General features: G+C 55.8%; 14 protein-coding genes. 10 read left to right on the plus strand and 4 right to left on the minus strand.

Features of this window, described 5'->3' with window-relative positions:
• Positions 1-119: 119 nt before the first annotated feature.
• From FYC48_RS07130 to xseA, 3 genes are all read left to right on the plus strand, one after another.
• A complete protein-coding gene (locus FYC48_RS07130) occupies positions 120-1,985 on the plus strand; it encodes an ATP-binding protein (RefSeq protein ID WP_149496011.1) in 1,866 nt (621 codons plus the stop codon).
• Positions 1,986-2,067: 82 nt separating this feature from the next.
• Positions 2,068-2,916, plus strand: coding sequence for a diaminopimelate epimerase (dapF, locus tag FYC48_RS07135; RefSeq protein ID WP_149496012.1), 849 nt, complete (start codon positions 2,068-2,070; stop codon positions 2,914-2,916).
• A 10-nt stretch (positions 2,917-2,926) separates the two neighbouring features.
• Positions 2,927-4,156: an exodeoxyribonuclease VII large subunit gene (gene xseA, locus FYC48_RS07140; protein WP_160149374.1), complete on the plus strand. Its 1,230-nt coding sequence runs from the start codon at positions 2,927-2,929 to the stop codon at positions 4,154-4,156.
• Here xseA and xerC read toward each other — a convergent pair.
• From xerC to FYC48_RS07155, 3 genes are all read right to left on the minus strand, one after another.
• Positions 4,153-5,055: a tyrosine recombinase XerC gene (xerC, locus tag FYC48_RS07145; RefSeq protein ID WP_149496014.1), complete on the minus strand. Its 903-nt coding sequence runs from the start codon at positions 5,053-5,055 to the stop codon at positions 4,153-4,155. The two genes, xseA and xerC, sit on opposite strands and share 4 nt — an antisense overlap.
• A gap of 95 nt (positions 5,056-5,150) precedes the next feature.
• On the minus strand, positions 5,151-5,396 hold the full coding sequence (locus FYC48_RS07150) for a hypothetical protein (protein ID WP_149496015.1): 246 nt from the start codon (positions 5,394-5,396) through the stop codon (positions 5,151-5,153).
• Between the two features lie 461 nt (positions 5,397-5,857).
• Positions 5,858-6,436 carry a hypothetical protein gene (locus FYC48_RS07155; RefSeq protein WP_149496016.1) on the minus strand — a complete coding sequence of 193 codons (579 nt, stop codon included), beginning with the start codon at positions 6,434-6,436 and terminating at the stop codon, positions 5,858-5,860.
• Positions 6,437-6,709: 273 nt separating this feature from the next.
• On the opposite strand from FYC48_RS07155, the gene FYC48_RS07160 reads away from it, so the two are divergent.
• From FYC48_RS07160 to FYC48_RS07185, 6 genes are all read left to right on the plus strand, one after another.
• A complete protein-coding gene (locus tag FYC48_RS07160; protein ID WP_160149375.1) occupies positions 6,710-6,925 on the plus strand; it encodes a hypothetical protein in 216 nt (71 codons plus the stop codon).
• Positions 6,926-7,300: 375 nt separating this feature from the next.
• Positions 7,301-8,473: an NPCBM/NEW2 domain-containing protein gene (locus tag FYC48_RS07165; protein WP_160149376.1), complete on the plus strand. Its 1,173-nt coding sequence runs from the start codon at positions 7,301-7,303 to the stop codon at positions 8,471-8,473.
• Entirely contained in the window at positions 8,473-10,332 is a 1,860-nt protein-coding gene (locus FYC48_RS07170; protein WP_149496019.1) for a S1C family serine protease, read from the plus strand. Before FYC48_RS07165 ends, FYC48_RS07170 begins: the two co-directional genes overlap by 1 nt.
• Complete coding sequence (locus tag FYC48_RS07175) at positions 10,329-11,336, plus strand: S1C family serine protease (RefSeq protein WP_149496020.1); 1,008 nt, start codon at positions 10,329-10,331, stop codon at positions 11,334-11,336. The genes FYC48_RS07170 and FYC48_RS07175 overlap by 4 nt, the downstream gene beginning before the upstream one ends.
• 110 nt (positions 11,337-11,446) lie before the next feature.
• Positions 11,447-13,489: a S1C family serine protease gene (locus FYC48_RS07180; RefSeq protein WP_160149377.1), complete on the plus strand. Its 2,043-nt coding sequence runs from the start codon at positions 11,447-11,449 to the stop codon at positions 13,487-13,489.
• A gap of 55 nt (positions 13,490-13,544) precedes the next feature.
• Positions 13,545-14,660: a type 1 glutamine amidotransferase family protein gene (locus FYC48_RS07185; protein WP_149496022.1), complete on the plus strand. Its 1,116-nt coding sequence runs from the start codon at positions 13,545-13,547 to the stop codon at positions 14,658-14,660.
• A gap of 201 nt (positions 14,661-14,861) precedes the next feature.
• Here FYC48_RS07185 and FYC48_RS07190 read toward each other — a convergent pair whose 3' ends face one another.
• Complete coding sequence (locus FYC48_RS07190; RefSeq protein WP_149496023.1) at positions 14,862-15,392, minus strand: hypothetical protein; 531 nt, start codon at positions 15,390-15,392, stop codon at positions 14,862-14,864.
• A 525-nt stretch (positions 15,393-15,917) separates the two neighbouring features.
• Here FYC48_RS07190 and FYC48_RS07195 point away from each other — a divergent pair.
• Positions 15,918-16,337 carry an RrF2 family transcriptional regulator gene (locus tag FYC48_RS07195; protein ID WP_149496024.1) on the plus strand — a complete coding sequence of 140 codons (420 nt, stop codon included), beginning with the start codon at positions 15,918-15,920 and terminating at the stop codon, positions 16,335-16,337.
• The last annotated feature ends 492 nt before the right edge of the window (positions 16,338-16,829 follow it).

Below are 16,829 nucleotides of genomic sequence, written 5' to 3' on the forward strand. Positions count from 1 at the left end.
ATTGGGGCGGTCTTCGGCCCCCTGGTTTATGGTTCGTTGGCGGATTGGTGGTGGGGGAACAATCCAGATTCGCTGATTCGGGGTTAATCCCGGTGACTTAAATGCTTATCTTTTGACACATGGCATCTTTGTACGTCGTCCGGGGTCGCGATCAGGGGAAGCATTTTTTGCTTTCAGGCCCCGTCGTGCGCATTGGCCGTGACACCCACAACGATGTGCAGTTGCTTGACGGAGAAGCATCGCGAAATCACGCCGAAATTCGCATCGACGCTGAAGGCGGATGCACACTAGTCGACCTTAACAGCAGCAACGGCTCACAGGTCAACGGGCATCGCGTCAGCGAACAACGATTGGCCAGCGGCGATCGGGTTGAAATTGGTGGAACGTTGTTGATCTTCACCGGGACCGGACAACCGACGGCAATCGACGCGGCTCATGGAGTCGACATTGTCCGTCATGGTAGCGCGGCCGACGCCAGCCGGATCGTTTCGTCGTTTGTACGACCGACGTCGCGGCCCGCGGTGGTGCCGTTCCGCGGCGATGGTGAATCAAACGTGGTTGCCGAAGCGGCGCCTCGGTTCGAGACCGCGGTCGCCGATCCGTCCACCGACTCCAGCGAACCTTCCGGCGAACCCTCGATCAGCACGCTGACCGATACCGATCGGTCCTTGGAAGTGATGTACCTGACCGCGTTAGCGGTCGGTCGAACGGATGATTTGAACGAATTGCTCGATCGAATTTTGCAATTGGTGTTCGACTGGGTCGATGCCGATCGCGGTTGTGTCATGTTGCGTGATGCCGAGACCGGCGACTTGCGTCCGGCGGCACGCTGCGATCGTCAATCCAAAAGCAACGCCAGAAAGGACGCTCCGATCAGTATCAGCAGTACGATTCTGGATTACGTACTCGAACGGGCCGAGGGAGTGCGAACCAGCGATGCCTGCGACGACGATCGCTTTGATGCCGCCGCATCGATCGTTCAAGGCGGCGTGCGCGAAGCACTGTGTGTTCCGCTGCAAGGACGCTATGACATTGTCGGTGCGTTGTACATCGATACCTACACCTCACCCGGCCAGATCGTCAAACGTGGAAGCACGCATCGATTCACCGACGATCACTTGCGATTGATCACGGCCATCGGCCATCAAGCGGCGCTGGCGATCGAAGACACGTTCTACTATTCCGCCTTATTGCAAAGCGAACGTTTGGCCGCGATGGGACAAACGATCGCGACGCTTTCGCATCACGTTAAAAACATTTTACAAGGCATCCGTGGGGGCAGTTTCCTGATTGAATCGGGGCTCAAACGGGATGATACCGATGCCGTCAAACGCGGCTGGACGATGGTCGATCGGAACCAGGAGCGGATTTCTAATCTTGTCATGGACATGCTCACGTTCTCCAAAGAACGGGAACCGCAAAAAATCGAAGCAGACTTGAACGAAACCATTCGAGACGTCTTCGAACTGATGGAATCGCGGGCTCGTGAGTCCGATGTGCTGCTGGAAACGTTTTTAGATGACGAGTTACCGCTCGCCTCGTTTGATCCCGATGCACTTCACCAAGCCTTGTTGAACTTGGTGACCAATGCGATTGATGCGGTCAAAGAGGGGCACGCGGCGCCGGCGGACGAACCAAACGAGACTTCCGGGCAGGGTGACATTACCAGCCAAAGGGCCGAAATCTCCGAATTCGTGCCAGAATTGCCCGAACCCCCAGCCAAGGTATCGATCGTTTCTAAGTACGCACCGGAGATCGGCTGGATTGTCGATGTGATCGACAATGGTCCGGGGATCAGTGAAGAAGATCGGCAAAGGGTATTCTCGCTATTCGAGTCCAAAAAGGGAGCTCGGGGTACCGGGCTAGGCTTGCCAGTGAGCGCCAAAATCCTCAATGAACACGGCGGAAGCCTAACGATCGTCGATTCGCCGACCGGTGTCGGGTGTTGCTTTCGCATGCTGCTTCCGCCGCTGCCGCCATCCTGATCGTTCGATCCGACAATGACTGGCCCGCGTCGTCTGCGGGGGTATCTGTCGCGATCGCCATCATTTTCATAGCATGGGCCCCATGAACATTACAAAGATGCACGGCGCCGGGAACGACTACGTTTACATCGATTGCTTTTCGCAAGACGTCCCCGATGACCTCCCCGAGTTAGCTCGCCAAATCTCTCACCGCCACTTCGGAGTCGGCGGAGACGGTTTAGTGTTGATCCGCAAGAGCGATCAAGCGGACGCCCGCATGCAGATGTTCAACGCCGACGGCAGTGAAAGCGAGATGTGTGGCAACGCGATTCGCTGCGTCGCTAAGTTCATGTACGACCACGGCATCAAGTCCACACCGAACTTAAAGATCGAAACCGGAGCCGGCATCTTGAGCTTGGATTGTGAAGTCGGCGGCGATGGCTTGGTGTCGCGTGTCAAAGTTGACATGGGACCTCCAGAACTTCACGGGCCAAAAATCCCAACCACGCTGCCGGTCGATCCAGACGGCCGGGTCGTTGAGAGTGCCGTCGAGTTTGACGGAAAAACATTTCCGGTGACCTGCGTTTCGATGGGCAACCCACACTGCGTGATTTTTGTTCCCGATGCAACGGACGAACTGGTCTTAGGCCTGGGGCCGAAGATCGAGAATGACCCAAGATTTCCCAATCGAATTAACGTCGAATTCGTTGAAGTTCTCTCTCGAAACGAGGTTCGACAGCGGACTTGGGAGCGTGGATCGGGGGAGACCTGGGCGTGTGGAACCGGTGCCGCCGCGGTCTGTGTCGCCGGCGTGCTTTCCGGACGAACCGAGCGAACGGTGCTCAATCACTTGCTCGGCGGTGACCTGACGTTGACCTGGGACGAAGCCAGCGGGCATGTCATCAAGACCGGACCGGCAACGGAAGTCTTTTCCGGCCAATGGAATCGTTGAGTGATTGTCGGTGAGTAGCGATATCGATTTCGAAGATGCCGGGCCGAACCAAGCCATCTCGGTCAGCGAACTCAATCAACACCTCAAAGCGGTCGTCGAAGGGACCTTTCCACCGATGTGGGTCGCCGGTGAGGTGTCGGATGTATCGCGGCCACGAAGCGGCCACCTTTACTTCACGCTCAAGGATGACGACTCACAGATCCGGGCGGTAATGTGGCGCAGCGTCGCGTCTAAATTGCGGTTTGACCTGGAAAACGGCCAGTCGTTGCTTTGCTTCGGCGGACTGGAAATATACACCGTTCGCGGTAGCTACCAGATCGTGGTCCGCAAAGCGGAACCGCGTGGCGTAGGCGCCTTGCAGGTCGCATTCGAAAAACTGAAGGCGAAGCTAAACGCGGAAGGTCTTTTCTCACTTGAACGCAAACAGCCGTTGCCGTCGCATCCACGGCGAGTGGGGCTAATCACCAGCCCTAGTGGCGCGGCGGTTCACGACTTCCTCGTCTCTGCCCGGCGACGCATGTTAGATGCCGAGATCTTTGTGATCCCCGCCCAGGTCCAGGGTCCAGGCGCCGCCGAAACGATCGAACGTGGTTTGTTGGCTGCCTCGATGATCCGGCCAAAGCTGGATGTCGTGATCGTCACTCGCGGCGGCGGAAGCTTGGAGGATCTCTGGACGTTCAATGAAGAGCGTGTCGTAAGGGCGATCGCGAGCTGTCCGATTCCGACCGTTTCGGCGGTCGGACACGAAGTCGACGTCACACTCTCTGACTTGGTGGCCGACGTTCGCGCGTTGACGCCAACCGACGCGGCAACTCGCGTCTTTCCTGACCGCGGTGCGACGGTAGGGCGCGTGACTGAGTTGGAATCCCGAATGCATCGGGCAATGATGCAACAAACTCAGCAGCGAAAGATGCTCCTGGCCTCCCTTTCGAGGCACCCCGCACTAAACAAGCCAATGGAGATGGTTCACTTACGCTCTCGCTTGTTGGATGAGTTGGATCAACGAGCCAAACAAGCGATCCAGCGGCGGCTCGATCATGGCAAAGCCTCGGTAGGGAAGCTGGCGTCGACCCTGTCGGCGCTATCGCCATTATCGACGCTCGCCCGGGGCTACAGTGTCACATTGAACGAAGCCGGTCAAACGATCCATGGCGCGTCCACGTTGTCTCCGGGAGATCAATTGCGGACGATCGTCGAAGACGGTGAAATACGATCGACGGTCGATGAAGTTAAACGTTAAACGGCACGCGGATGTGCCTTCTCGTAAACTTGCCGCAAGCTGGCCGCGCTGACGTGCGTGTAGATCTGTGTGGTGGCCAACGATTTGTGGCCCAGCAGTTCTTGGACGCTACGAATGTCGGCACCGCGGTCAAGGAGATGCGTTGCGAAGGAATGTCGCAGAGTATGAGGACTGGTGCGTGAATCTAGTCGCGCGGTCGTCAAGTGCTTTTCCAACATTCGTCCGATGCTGCGTGTGGTCAATTGGTTGCCAAATCGATTGACGAACACCGGGGCTGCGCGGCCGAGCGAGTTCGCTTCGGGGCTTCGTTGGCGCTTAGCGGCATAAATCTGGATCGCTTTCATTGCGAACGATCCCAGCGGACAGATCCGTTCTTTTCGTCCCTTACCGCGGACACGGACGATCCCTTCGGAAAGATCCAGATCACCGTCTTGCAGTCCGACGAGTTCGCTGACACGCAGCCCCGCCGAATACATCGTTTCGAGGATCGCACGATCGCGTAGGCCATCGACTTTGTCCGGAGGCGGCGCGAGGAGTAGACGCCCAATCTCGTCACCGGAAAGCACATGCGGAAGTTTTCGTTGGCGTCGCGGGTTTCGTAGCGGTTTGGCCGGATTGCTACTGGCCAGGCCTTCTCGCATCGCAAACTTGTAAAAGCTCCGCAGAGCGGCCAGCTTGCGAGCAATACTCGTTCGCGCGTAGTCGGCCTGCTGCAAGGCAGCTTGAAAGGCCCGCAGATCTTGCGGCGATAGTTCTGCCGGTGCGGGCACGTTTCCTCGAGTGACATCAAGCCATTCGACAAACGAGAACAAGTCCTCGCGGTACGACTTGATGGTCAATTCGCTCGCGTTACGCTCGTTAACCATGTAGCGCAAGAACTGGGCGATAGCCGAATTCATAGAATCCTTTCATTGCGATGTGGTTCGGGCGACGAAGCGACCGTAGTCGCCAAACATCCGGATGTCGCTGCCGGATGACGCTGCGTGGCGACGCTTTATTTGAAGTCTTCGAGCGACAGGTTATCGAGTTCGTTATCGATCATCATGTCTTCGTCCGACGGAACCGCGTCTCGAATCTTGCGACTGAGCATGGCGGCGTCGTACCAAGAAAAATCCAATTCTGGGTTGGCCGCATAACGCGCCAATTGGCGAAGGGTTTGGTCACGATTCGCGTCGTCAAATAAGAAGATAAACTTTTCCTCTCCTTTGACTAAAGCCAGAACGTTGATTTCTTTGTCCATAGAAAAGTATCGCCAGAGGCAAGACGACAATTGGTAAAGCTCATCTCGGACCCAACGTCGCTTGTCGCATGCGGTCGATCCGATGTTCCAGCTATCGGCTAGAACGACTGCTACCGATAAGATCGGTTCGATTCATCGACCGTTGACCGTGGTGAGGGAGTCGTCTGTCCGCTACGAGTGCTCTGTTCGCTATGAGCGTCAGCGACACCGCATCTCCGGTATCTCTCGCAACCGTTCAACTCAACCAAACGCCGGACCTTCCCGTCTCGGAATCATCTCAACGGTACTCCGCGAACCGCGGTAAAAAAGAAAAGCAGCGTCTCGATGAGGGACGCTGCTGAGCGGGTTTTCATTAAGGTCCGATCTGAAATCCATGTGTCGAACGCGCCGGCGACTAACCTGACACACACCATTTGTCGACGCAAATTGGTTTCCAGAAAGGCTGCATTGCGACCGAGTCGCTATCGACCGAAGTAGACCGGTACGAGGTAGGTCGTTCGATGGTTGTAACGACTGTGTGTCATCGGAACGGCATTCCAGTTCGGCCGCAGCGGTTCGTAACCGTACCAGAGATTACGTTCCATTCGCTCCAGTCGGGCTTTCTCGCGAAGTTGGGCGCGGGCCTGACGCAGCTCCATCACGGTGGGTTTATCAATGGATCGGTCCGACGAACTCGAAACTTCGTCGACCAAAACTCCGACCGGCTCGGCTTGCGGCTTTTGTACCGTTGGTTCAGGCGCCTCGATGAGCGGCTGAGTTTGAGCGATCGCCGCCACCGGCTCAGACGCCGAATGATGCTCCGAAAGCGAGGCACGCGGGTTGGCATTCGTTGTCGAGTTCAACTCCATTTCGAAGACAGAGAACTCATCTTCGACCGGCTCGTCGGCAAACAATGACGACTCGAACAGCCGAGGTGCATTTTCGTCTTCGCCGTAAGAGTCTGTATTTGGATATTGAGCAACCGAAACGCCCGTCATGCACGCAGCGGCTACTGCGGCGAACGCGAGGCGGCGAATGGAATCAGGTGAGGTGATTTTCATGGCAGGTGCGGAATTGTGAGATGGAGGGATGGCCAACGTGCCTATCGGCAGAGGTTCTCGGTAGCGCAAAAAGATTCCCTCGCCAACTTTCCAAAACACCCACCCGATGGACCGGTCATAGCGATTTTTTGGCAATGAGGGTGTCCAAATCCCCATTAACCACCGTGAATTAAGAATTCTGGTGGTCAGGGATGGTGTAATCGAGGATTCGTGCCAACAATCGAAGAAGCAAATCAGGATTTCATCTTTCCCACCTACCAACGCTCTAGGCAAATGAAGAAAGTTCTTTGCAATCTGCTCGGGATCTCGGCCGTCACTTTGGCTCTCGTCTCAATCGGGTGCCAACCTCCCAAGCCACCAGCTCCGGAAACGCCTGCCGGCGAAACCGAAGACGCGGCAAGCGACAACACCACATCGAACACGACCGCTGCTGCGGAAACCCCCGCCGTGGAAACGCCAGCAGCTGAACCCGAAGCTGATGCTGAGTAGGCTTCGCGGTTTTCAAAATTGAAAACGCAATCTTGGTTTCGCAAGCCAGATGCCGTCGCATTGAATCAAAACGTTCATCGTCGGCGATCTGGCAGCGAAATCGCGATCGGTTCGTATCGTTGCGATCGATCGATTCTCCGATCCACCACAACGGCAACCGAAAGGGTGGATTTATCTGTGAGGGTACACGGCCGGCGCAAACGTCTATGGTCTAACAAGACGTCGCGAAGTTAGCATCGTCGGCTCAGAAGCGGGCATGCTTCTGTCTTCCCACCCCAAGATTGTATTTTCGGGCGTCACCGGCGGATTTCGCTGCTGGCTATGGTAAACTGCGAGGGTCACCGTTCCGTCTCGCACCTTCGCTATCTGCCCACTATGCGCCGATTCAATCGCTGGCCTCTTCGAACGCTCGCATTGCTGCTGAGTTTCCTGGCGTATTCCGATGGTGGCATCGCCGCCGAAGTCGAGGTTGAGCTTAGCTCGGGCGAAAAACTCCGTGGAAACTGGGTCCAAGCCGATACGAGTTCGTTGACCTTGCAGGGCCCCGATCAAACGCTCGATATCTCTCAGATCGTCAATCTTCGCCCCACATCGACCGATACCTCCGCGATCTCCCCCCCCGTCAACGCGGTGCTGGTCGACGGTTCACAGGTCCGCGCTAATTCGGTTCAAGCAGACGATCAAACGATCACGATTAAGCCGCGGACGCAGGCGGAAATCAAGATGCCGCTGGCGTCACTGCGTGCCGTCCGCTTCCGTCCTAGTAACGCAAACACCGATCCTCAGTGGTTGGGGCTATTCGACAAAGAAATTCGATCGGACTTGATGGTCATCCATCGAAGTAACGCACAGCTCGACCCGGTCGAAGGCATCATCTTATCGATCGACGAACAAACGGTGAGTTTTGAACTCGATGGTGATACGATCGAAGCGCCAGTCGAGCGTCTTGAGGGCGTTGTCTTTCGAAACTCACCGGCATCATCGAGTTCAAAGACGGTCGTCGAGGACGTATACGGTTCAAGCTTTAATGCCAGTCGTATCGAGCTAATCGAAGACGCGGCGGGACTGCGGATCACACTCGCCAACGGGGTGACGCACGAACTAAAAATCTCGCAGCTTAAACGCATTCGATTTGCCAGCGGTCAACAGTTACTCGCCGGTCTTGCTCCGGCAGACAAACAGATGCGGCCCTACCTAAAAACCGCGATCTCGACCTCACTATTTGACGACTGGTTTGCGCCGGCAGCTGAGAACGAAGACATCGTCGCGTCAGCCGGAGGGGGCATTGAGTATCGCGTCGAAGATGGGTTCGAGTTTTTTTCGGGCAGCGTCGGGCGTGACCCTTCCGCGCAAGGCAAGTGGACCGTCAAAGTTCAGATTGCGATCGACGAGGAAGTGAAGTGGGAGCAAGAGTTGTCTGACTGGGAGCCGGCTGGTTTTCGACTCTCGGTCGCCGGTGCTCGCCGGATAAAATTGAAGGTAATTCCGACTGGCGATGGCGACGTCGGCGACTTGGTTCGATTCTATAAACCCCGATTGTTAAAGTGATGGCGACCTCGCGGAATCCCAAACAAGCGGCCGGATGGAAGATCGCAATTGCGATTTGTTGCTTCGCCGCCGGTACCAGCGTCGCGGCCGAGCCGCTGGAGCTGCCCAGCGAAATCGAAGCGATTGAGAATGCACGTGTCGAAGCGGTCGAGCGCGCGATGCCAAGTGCCGTCTGTGTCTTCGTCCCCGGTGGTGGCGGTGGTGGGAGTGGCGTATTGATTTCGCCGGAGGGCTACGCGTTAACCAATTTTCATGTGACCAGTCCCGCCGGTACGTTCATGCGTTGCGGACTCAGTGACGGACGCGTATACGATGCGGTCTTGGTTGGGCTTGATCCGGTCGGTGACTTGGCCATGATCAAGTTACTCGGACGCGATGACTTTCCCGTCGCAACGATGGCGGACAGTTTGAAAGCTCGCGCCGGTGACTGGTGCATGGTGATCGGCAACCCCTTTTTGCTGGCGACCAATCTGCAGCCCACCGTGACTTGGGGGCTACTTAGTGGTGTCGGTCGTTACCAGTACCCTTCGGGCACACTGCTTGAATACGCGGATTGTTTACAAACCGACGCGTCAATCAATCCGGGCAACTCGGGTGGGCCGATTTACAATGATCGTGGTGAATTGCTTGGCATCGTCGGTCGATGCTCCTTCGAAAAACGTGGCCGCGTCAACGTGGGTGTCGGCTATGCGATCTCGATCAACCAAGCAAAAAACTTTCTCGGCTACTTGCAGAGTGGACGAATTGTCGATCACGCCACTTTAGGTGCGACCGTATCGACCGACTCGGACGGTAGCGTAGTCGTGAGCAATATCTTGGAATCGAGCGATGCCTATCGCCGTGGCCTGCGATACGATTCCGAGATCTTGGAAATTGACGGACGCGTAGTGACATCCGCCAACGACGTGCAAAACGTATTGGGCACACTCCCGAGTGGCTGGAGGGTCGAAGTCGCGTTTCGCGAAGCCGGTAAAACGTCTCGTGTGCCAATCCGCTTGATGGGCGTCCATCGTCGCGATGAGTTGCTGACCAAAATGCAGGCGGCCCTTCCACCGCCTCCGCCGGTGCCCGACCAGCCAGAAGATGAAACGCCCGAGGGGAATGGTGACTCCAAAGAAGAAAATGCGAAAGAATCCGACGACCAGCCCAAGGAAGAGGACGCCCCCAAGTCTGAAAAACAGTCCCCCAAACGCACCAAGCGGTCGCCTCACGGCGCTAGCGCGATCCCCGCGCAGGCGGCAAAGCTGATCGACGAACGGAAAGGGTTTGCGAACTACCACTTCAACCAAGTGCATCAAGACCGAATTCAAGCATTGCTAAGGTCACAGTTCCCGGCAGAGATCGCAACGGCCGAACAAACCCAGCGATGGTTGATTACCGGAACGAATTCCGATGGCGGCGACGTCGTGCTTGAAGTTGGCAATGACGGGTTGGCGATGACCACCGGTGGGACGCGAATGACGGCCTCGAATGCCGCAGAGTTGTTTGAAGCGGTCGATCGCGATGCGATCGGAGGCATCTTGGCAGCACTGGATGCTTGGCGAAGAATGATCGAACTGGGCACGACGCAATTCGGTGAAGCCTACTATCAAGGCACGATGCCACTTGCCGGTCAACGTCCACTGCGTGACTGTTTGGTGGGGCTGTATGGCGAAATGGAAGTCCGTTGGTTGCTGCATCCGGAAACCGGTCAGCTTGAGTGTATCGAAGTTTTCGCCGACCGTGATTCCGACCCTGCAGAGTTGTGGATCGAAAGCAACGGGAGCACGATCAACCGATTGGATTTGAAGTACGGCTTGGAAAGCAAGCTGACTGTCGAAATCGACGATTGGAAGCGAGAGGAAGTGGCAACGCCATGATGCGACTTGTAGTAATAGCATTAACGCTTTGTGCGACTTTGATCGGGCAACGGTCAGTAGCCCAAGACGAGCACTCGGCGGTTTCACGCAACGTGCAACAACGGATCGTCAAGATCTACGGTGCCGGTGGCGTGCGTGGGTTGGAAGCCTACCAAAGCGGATTCCTAGTTTCCCCGGAAGGACACATCGCAACGGTCTGGAGCTATGTCTTGGATGTCGAACCGATCATCGTGCTTGACGACGGACGTCGCTTCGAGTCAAAGATCGTTGGCATCGAACCGGCGCTGGAACTCGCGGTGCTGAAGATCGAAGCGTCAGAACTGCCATTCTTCGAGGTCGGTAAAGAGTTGAACGCTCAGTGGGGCGATCCCGTGTTGGCGGCAAGCAATTTGTTCAATATCGCTGCCGGAAATGAAGCGGCTAGCGTGATGCAGGGCGTGATCTCAGGTGTGACAAATCTTGATGCCCGCCGCGGTGTTTTTAAGACACCTTACCGCGGAAAGGTATTGGTGCTGGACCTGATCGCGAATAACCCCGGCGCCGCTGGTGGTGCGGTGGCGGATTCGTCCGGCCAGTTGGTCGGGATGCTCGGTAAAGAACTACGCGATGCAACGACGGGAGTTTGGTTGAACTATGCCATTCCGATCGATGCACTGCGGCGGGCAATTGGCGACATCATTGCCGGCCGAGCGACCACGGCGCCTCCCGAAGAAACGCCGATCCTGCCGCGTGACAAGTCACACAACCTGACCACGCTCGGACTAGTCTTGGTGCCGAATGTGCTCGAGTCCACACCGGTTTACGTCGACACGGTGCTGAAGGAAAGCGCCGCCGAGAAAGCTCATTTACAACCCGATGACCTCATCCTGCTTGTTAATGGGGTCCGGGTCGGAGATCAGAAATCCTTTACCGAACTGCTACGGCGAATCGATCGACGCGATGCAGTTTCGTTGACAATTCAACGTGAGAGCGACGTCGTGCCGGTGCGTTTAGTACCGCAGTAACCGGAATGCAGGAAGACGCGTCCCGTCATCGCGGAGAACGCTCTGCCCGACATCGAATAATGCAACGTGACAAGCCGGCAACCCGACCAGTCAATCAAGAGAATAACCCTGTGAATCAACTTCGCCCGGTGCGTTTAATCGTGATCGCCTGCGTTGGCATGATCGTTTTTGCCAGTTCACTAGTGTGCTCGCAAGCCAGGGCTCAAACGGCAAGTCAGCGGCAGCAGTTTGCCAAAGCAATCCGCAACGCCGCCACTCGCGTTCTGCCTTCGGTGGTGTCCGTCGAAGTCATCGGGGTCGCGCAAGGAGGAGCCGGTTCAAACTCAAGCGAGGTTGCCAACGACGCACCTTCGTGTGGCTTGGTCGTCGATCCTTCCGGCCTGATCTTGGCCTCCGATATTATCTTGCGTCGGCCTTCGGCAAGTTTGCTGGTCGTCCTCGAAGATCAAACTCGGTTGGCCGCGACTGTCGTCGCCCGCGATTATCACCGTGGCCTGGTACTCCTGAAAACCGAAGCGGATCGATCACTGCCGGCGATCGAAGTGCCGAGTGAAGTTCGCACGCCGGTCGGTGGTACCGTCGTCGCCGTGGGACGATATGGAACCGATCAGTCGCCGATGGTCAGCAGCGGAATCTTAAGCGCACGCGGTCGACTAGAAGGCACGATGTTGCAAACCGATGCGCGGGTATCACCGACCTATTACGGGGGTCCCCTTGTCGACCTATACGGTAACGTGATCGGAATCGTTGTCCCCGCGGTTGCCCCGGGAGGCGCCCCCGATGACACCAGTTGGTACGACAGTGGGATCGCGTTTGCTGTTCCGTTGCCTATCGTCGCGAACAAGCTTCCACAGTTGCGTGACGGCAAGGACATTAAAAAAGGCTTAATCGGGATCGTTCCCCGATCGAACGATCCGTACGAAGAAGACACCCAACTGGCAGCCGTTCGAAGCCGATCGCCAGCCGAAAAGGCGGGGCTTCAAGCGGGTGATGTGATCGAATCGGTCGCCGGCCAAGCCGTTTTGATGTTTCAGCAAGTCAAGGAAGCACTCGGTCCTTATGACGCCGGTGACGAAATCGAAATTAAGTACCAACGCGATGGCCAATCCTCGACGATCAACGTCACCCTTGCCGATTCCATCCCACCGTTGCGTCCTCAACGCATCGGAGCCTGGGCGGTTGAGACGGATACCGCTTTGACCGAAGAGTCTGAACCGACAGCTACGAAAGATACCACCGACGATGATCGAATAACCGAAGACGCCCCGGGCGTCCAGGTCGTCGTGGCGGGAGTGCTCCCTGGATCGCCGAGCGACGGAAAACTGGTCGAAGGTGATGTCATCGAATCGGTCAATGATGCGGCAATCGAATCTCTCGCCACACTACGACGCAAATTGGTCACCGCCGAACCCGATGTCGAAATTGAAATCCGTGTCAGACGCGACGACTCAGAAGAGATCGTCAACGTGATGCCAACATCAGTCGCCGGGGCGCTTCCGACGACGACGTTTCCCGCTTGGAAAGCGAATAACGAATCGGAATCGGATGACCCCTGGGACGTCAAAGAATTGCGTTTGCCCGACGTACCTAACCTAGGGGCGTATGCCGGCCCTGAAAATGATCAATCCATCGACGGTCTGGCGTTACTGGTTTTGTTGTTGTCACCCGAGCAACGAGATCCTCAAGATGCGCTGAATGATTATCGTAAGGCAGCGACCGAGAACGGCGTGCTCGTTTGTGCTATCTGCAGCGAAGACGACCAGCGATGGCAGCCCAAAGAGATCGATACGATCTCTCGGATGACGACGTTGATGGCGCAGCGGATTCCCGTGGGAGCGATCGGGATTGCCGCGACTGGAGCGATCAAGGGCAACAAGCCCTCGGCGGCTGATTCGATGGTGATCGCGATGGCGCTTTCTGACCGGAAGAACTTTGACGGAATCGCGGTATCGGACCAAACACGTCCTCCGGCGGTTCGTTTGCGCGAGAACGAACCCGATCGTTCCTTGCAGCTTTTGTTGCCAATCGAAAATGTGGACGATGGCCCCACATGGCTCGCACCACTCTCTAAAGCAGGCTATCCCGTTACGCTTGGTGGAGAATTGCAATTCGATGATTTATTGCGTTGGACGCGTTTGCTGCAATCGATTTGAGATAAACTGACGGCAGTGATGATCGTTTTGGAATTCCCCAACCTCTGCTGTCGGTATGAAGCTTACCCCACCTCCACTGAACCCTCGTTTGACCTTCGCGTTCCCGTCACTGAACACCGTCTGGACCAACGCATTTCAAACACTGTGTTGTCTTACATTGGTGCTCATCCCCACTGCCGCGATCTACGCAGCCGAAGGGGTTCTAAAATTCCCTGCCAAGGGAGAATCGCACGGAAAGATTGTTTTGGTTTCTGGTGATGAAGAGTATCGCACCGAAGAATCGATGCCGATGCTCGCGAAGATTCTCTCGGTACATCATGGCTATGACTGTGTCGTGCTGTTTTCGATGAGCGAAGACGGTACGCATGTTGATCCGAATAATTCCCAAGGAGTTGTCGGCTGGGAGCAGCTCGACGATGCCGACTTGATGATCATTGGCACACGTTTCCGCCAACCTTCCGCCGAGGATGCCAAGCATGTGACGAAGTTTATTGATGCGGGAAAACCGTTGATCGGCTTCCGGACGTCGACCCACGCCTTTAACGGCAAGGGGCAATTCGGCCCGGATCTGCCGTATGGTGATTTCGGATTGAAGATTCTTGGTGAACGCTGGGTGAACCACCACGGACGGCACAAGAAAGAAGGTGCCCGCAGTGTTGTCGTCGACGCGCACGCGGACCATCCGATCTTAAGCTCGGTCGACGAGATCTTCGCTTCGTCGGACGTTTACGGTGTCATTCACCTGACCGACGATGATCTGATCCTGCTTCGAGCGGCCGTCACCGAAACGTTGGATCCTTCGTCACCAAACGTCAGTGGCGAAAAGAACTCCCCAATGCAGCCGTTCGCATGGATCCATCCCTACACGTCGCCATCGGGGACATCAGGAAAATCGTTCTGCACCACCGCCGGTGCGAGTGTCGATTTTGCCGACGAAGATTTGCGCCGTTTGATTGTCAACGCCGCCTACCATTTAACCGGACGCGACGTGCCCGCCAAAGCCAACGTGACCTTCGTTGATCCGTACTACCCAACGTTCTACGGCTTTATCCGTGAGAAGGGTTACTGGAAGAATCTCAACATCCAGCCATCCGATTTTTCGATCGGAAAAGCTCCCAGCTTTCCTGATCCCAAGGGCAGTCCTGAATGGAACCATCGCGATCGTCCTTAGACTTCCATCGAGATCGCAGTGAGCAGAATGTTTTCAGTTCGATCCATCACCCGGTGCCTCCCTGAGGCACCGGGTGCGATCGATTGTAACCTACCAAGAAAGTGAACCAATCACGCTAGCGTCCGGCCTGTGTCGCAAAACCAGCCAAAACGGTTCGTGCAGCTAGCGTCGTTGGCGAAATCTGAAATCAGAAATGCCGCCTTAAGTGGCCTGTTTTGGAACAGGATTGTCTTTCAAGCGTTCCCAAATGATGAGCTGCGGTTGCTTGTCGTCACCGGGGAGCATGCCGTGGACTTCGTAGAATTTTCCATCATCGACCCGGAAGATATAGGCCCTCTCCGTTGCGTCCTTCGCGCCGCGATTTGGCCCTTGCACGACCACCTTATTCTTGTATCGAAACACAGGAACGGATCCTGAATCGTCGACCTTGTATTGGGAACGATAGGAAACCAGCGGTTTCTGATTCGGATCGTAAATCGTCAAAATCGTGCGATCACCAAGGTGCTGCTTGATTGTCATCAATCGCCCCTTAGCGGTGTCCTGGTATCTCACCCAATCGCCCATGATTTGCTTTGCCGGAGATTCCGCCGACGATTTTTCAGACATCTCCTCGGGCGGTATCTGCGCAAAAACCGGAGTGGCAACGCACGCGATCGCGACCACCAGCAGCACACCGGCAACCCTAACGACAACGGTTCTGGCGTGTCGAAACACAATAGCTTCGTGACTCATAAATACTCGACGACTCCGTGAAGGGAAAAAGCGTACATCTCGGACCTGCGTACCAGCGATCTGCTTCTCGCCTGTAAAAACAACAACGCTTGAGCATACAGCGAACGCGACTCTGAAACGGAACGTTCTGACCTCGCCCACGAACGTAAGCCGACTTTGATTGCGTCATCAAGCGACAATCGTTTGCACGACAGACACCCACCAAACGCAGAAAAAGCAGCCTAAGAACGGTCGCGTTGACGTAGAAACACATGAAACACACGATCCCACACCCACCGCGACGCATCTAAGCCTAACGACTTTGCCTGGGGGAGAATAGTTCGCCCCTTCGGTACGTCATCGCACTTGCGGCGATTTGAAATGTCACCGTAGGAATGATGTCGCAGTTGATTTCACCTCACCAACTCCGCTCCACCGGTTTTCCGGGTTCATGCCGAGGCAGACACTCAACCGGTTTGCAGTTTTAGTTCACCCGCCTAGACTGACTGGAAACGTGGAGCAAACGCACTCCAGTCTTATCATGCGATGAACTTGACGACACAGACCGACTACGCCTTGCGGACACTAATGTTTCTCGCGACGCGATCGGAACGTTGCAATGTCGCTGACATTGCAAACTTGTTCGGCATCTCGGTCAACCATGTCGCAAAAGTCGTCAATCTTCTTGCCCGCGAAGGTTACGTCAAAAGCGTTCGTGGTGTCGGTGGCGGAATAGAATTGGGGATGCTCCCCGAAGAAATTTCAATCGGCACAGTGATTGCAACCATCGAATCCGACACACACTTGCTACCCTGCGTCGGAAGCGATGACTCGTGTGTGATCCATTCGTTCTGCAAGCTAAAGGGGGTTCTATCCGAAGCCGAACGAATTCAGCGTGAGTATCTCGACAGCGTCACGCTGGCGGATGTAGTACCGACGAAACGGCAAATCAATCGTGTTCAGTAGGAAGCTCCGATGGCACGGTGATGGCCTGCCAAAGCCTCCTGCGAACTTGTTCGATTGCCAGACCATGGCGTTGGCATGCAGAAGCGAGGCTGATCCCCGCGCATGTGACTTCGAGTCCTAATCGATGAAACACCGCAGCTGTTTCGGGATATTGAATGATCCAATCAGTGACCGCACTGTCATCGTCGCAACGAATCCTGTCACTACCATGCTGGGCCTTCTCCGAATCCGACATAGCCTGTTGCCTCCCCGCAGCGTTCCAAACATGATCGTTCGTTTGATTGAGAGTTTCTGACGCGATTGATACATGAATCTTCGTCACTTGGAGGTACGAGGATTGTCACGATCGATTAGCTTGCGGTAGGAGCCGGGTTCATTCGCTACCAGTTAAACGATGATTCGATACGCATTCATTAATACGTCGCGGCAACTTCACCGGCAGCGATCATGTTTTTCGCTTGAAGAAAGAAACGATAACACCGGCGGCTAGTG

The sequence above is a fragment of the Roseiconus lacunae genome (assembly GCF_008312935.1).
Lineage (GTDB): Bacteria > Planctomycetota > Planctomycetia > Pirellulales > Pirellulaceae > Stieleria > Stieleria lacunae.

Excerpts from the sequence above, each read along its gene's own strand:
- FYC48_RS07195 (WP_149496024.1), top strand. The coding sequence starts at position 15,918 with ATGAACTTGACGACACAGACCGACTACGCCTTGCGGACACTAATGTTT.
- FYC48_RS07165 (WP_160149376.1), top strand. The coding sequence starts at position 7,301 with ATGCGCCGATTCAATCGCTGGCCTCTTCGAACGCTCGCATTGCTGCTG.
- FYC48_RS07130 (WP_149496011.1), top strand. The coding sequence starts at position 120 with ATGGCATCTTTGTACGTCGTCCGGGGTCGCGATCAGGGGAAGCATTTT.
- xerC (WP_149496014.1), bottom strand. The coding sequence starts at position 5,055 with ATGAATTCGGCTATCGCCCAGTTCTTGCGCTACATGGTTAACGAGCGT.
- dapF (WP_149496012.1), top strand. The coding sequence starts at position 2,068 with ATGAACATTACAAAGATGCACGGCGCCGGGAACGACTACGTTTACATC.
- FYC48_RS07160 (WP_160149375.1), top strand. The coding sequence starts at position 6,710 with ATGAAGAAAGTTCTTTGCAATCTGCTCGGGATCTCGGCCGTCACTTTG.
- FYC48_RS07175 (WP_149496020.1), top strand. The coding sequence starts at position 10,329 with ATGATGCGACTTGTAGTAATAGCATTAACGCTTTGTGCGACTTTGATC.
- FYC48_RS07190 (WP_149496023.1), bottom strand. The coding sequence starts at position 15,392 with ATGAGTCACGAAGCTATTGTGTTTCGACACGCCAGAACCGTTGTCGTT.
- FYC48_RS07155 (WP_149496016.1), bottom strand. The coding sequence starts at position 6,436 with ATGAAAATCACCTCACCTGATTCCATTCGCCGCCTCGCGTTCGCCGCA.
- FYC48_RS07185 (WP_149496022.1), top strand. The coding sequence starts at position 13,545 with ATGAAGCTTACCCCACCTCCACTGAACCCTCGTTTGACCTTCGCGTTC.
- FYC48_RS07150 (WP_149496015.1), bottom strand. The coding sequence starts at position 5,396 with ATGGACAAAGAAATCAACGTTCTGGCTTTAGTCAAAGGAGAGGAAAAG.
- FYC48_RS07170 (WP_149496019.1), top strand. The coding sequence starts at position 8,473 with ATGGCGACCTCGCGGAATCCCAAACAAGCGGCCGGATGGAAGATCGCA.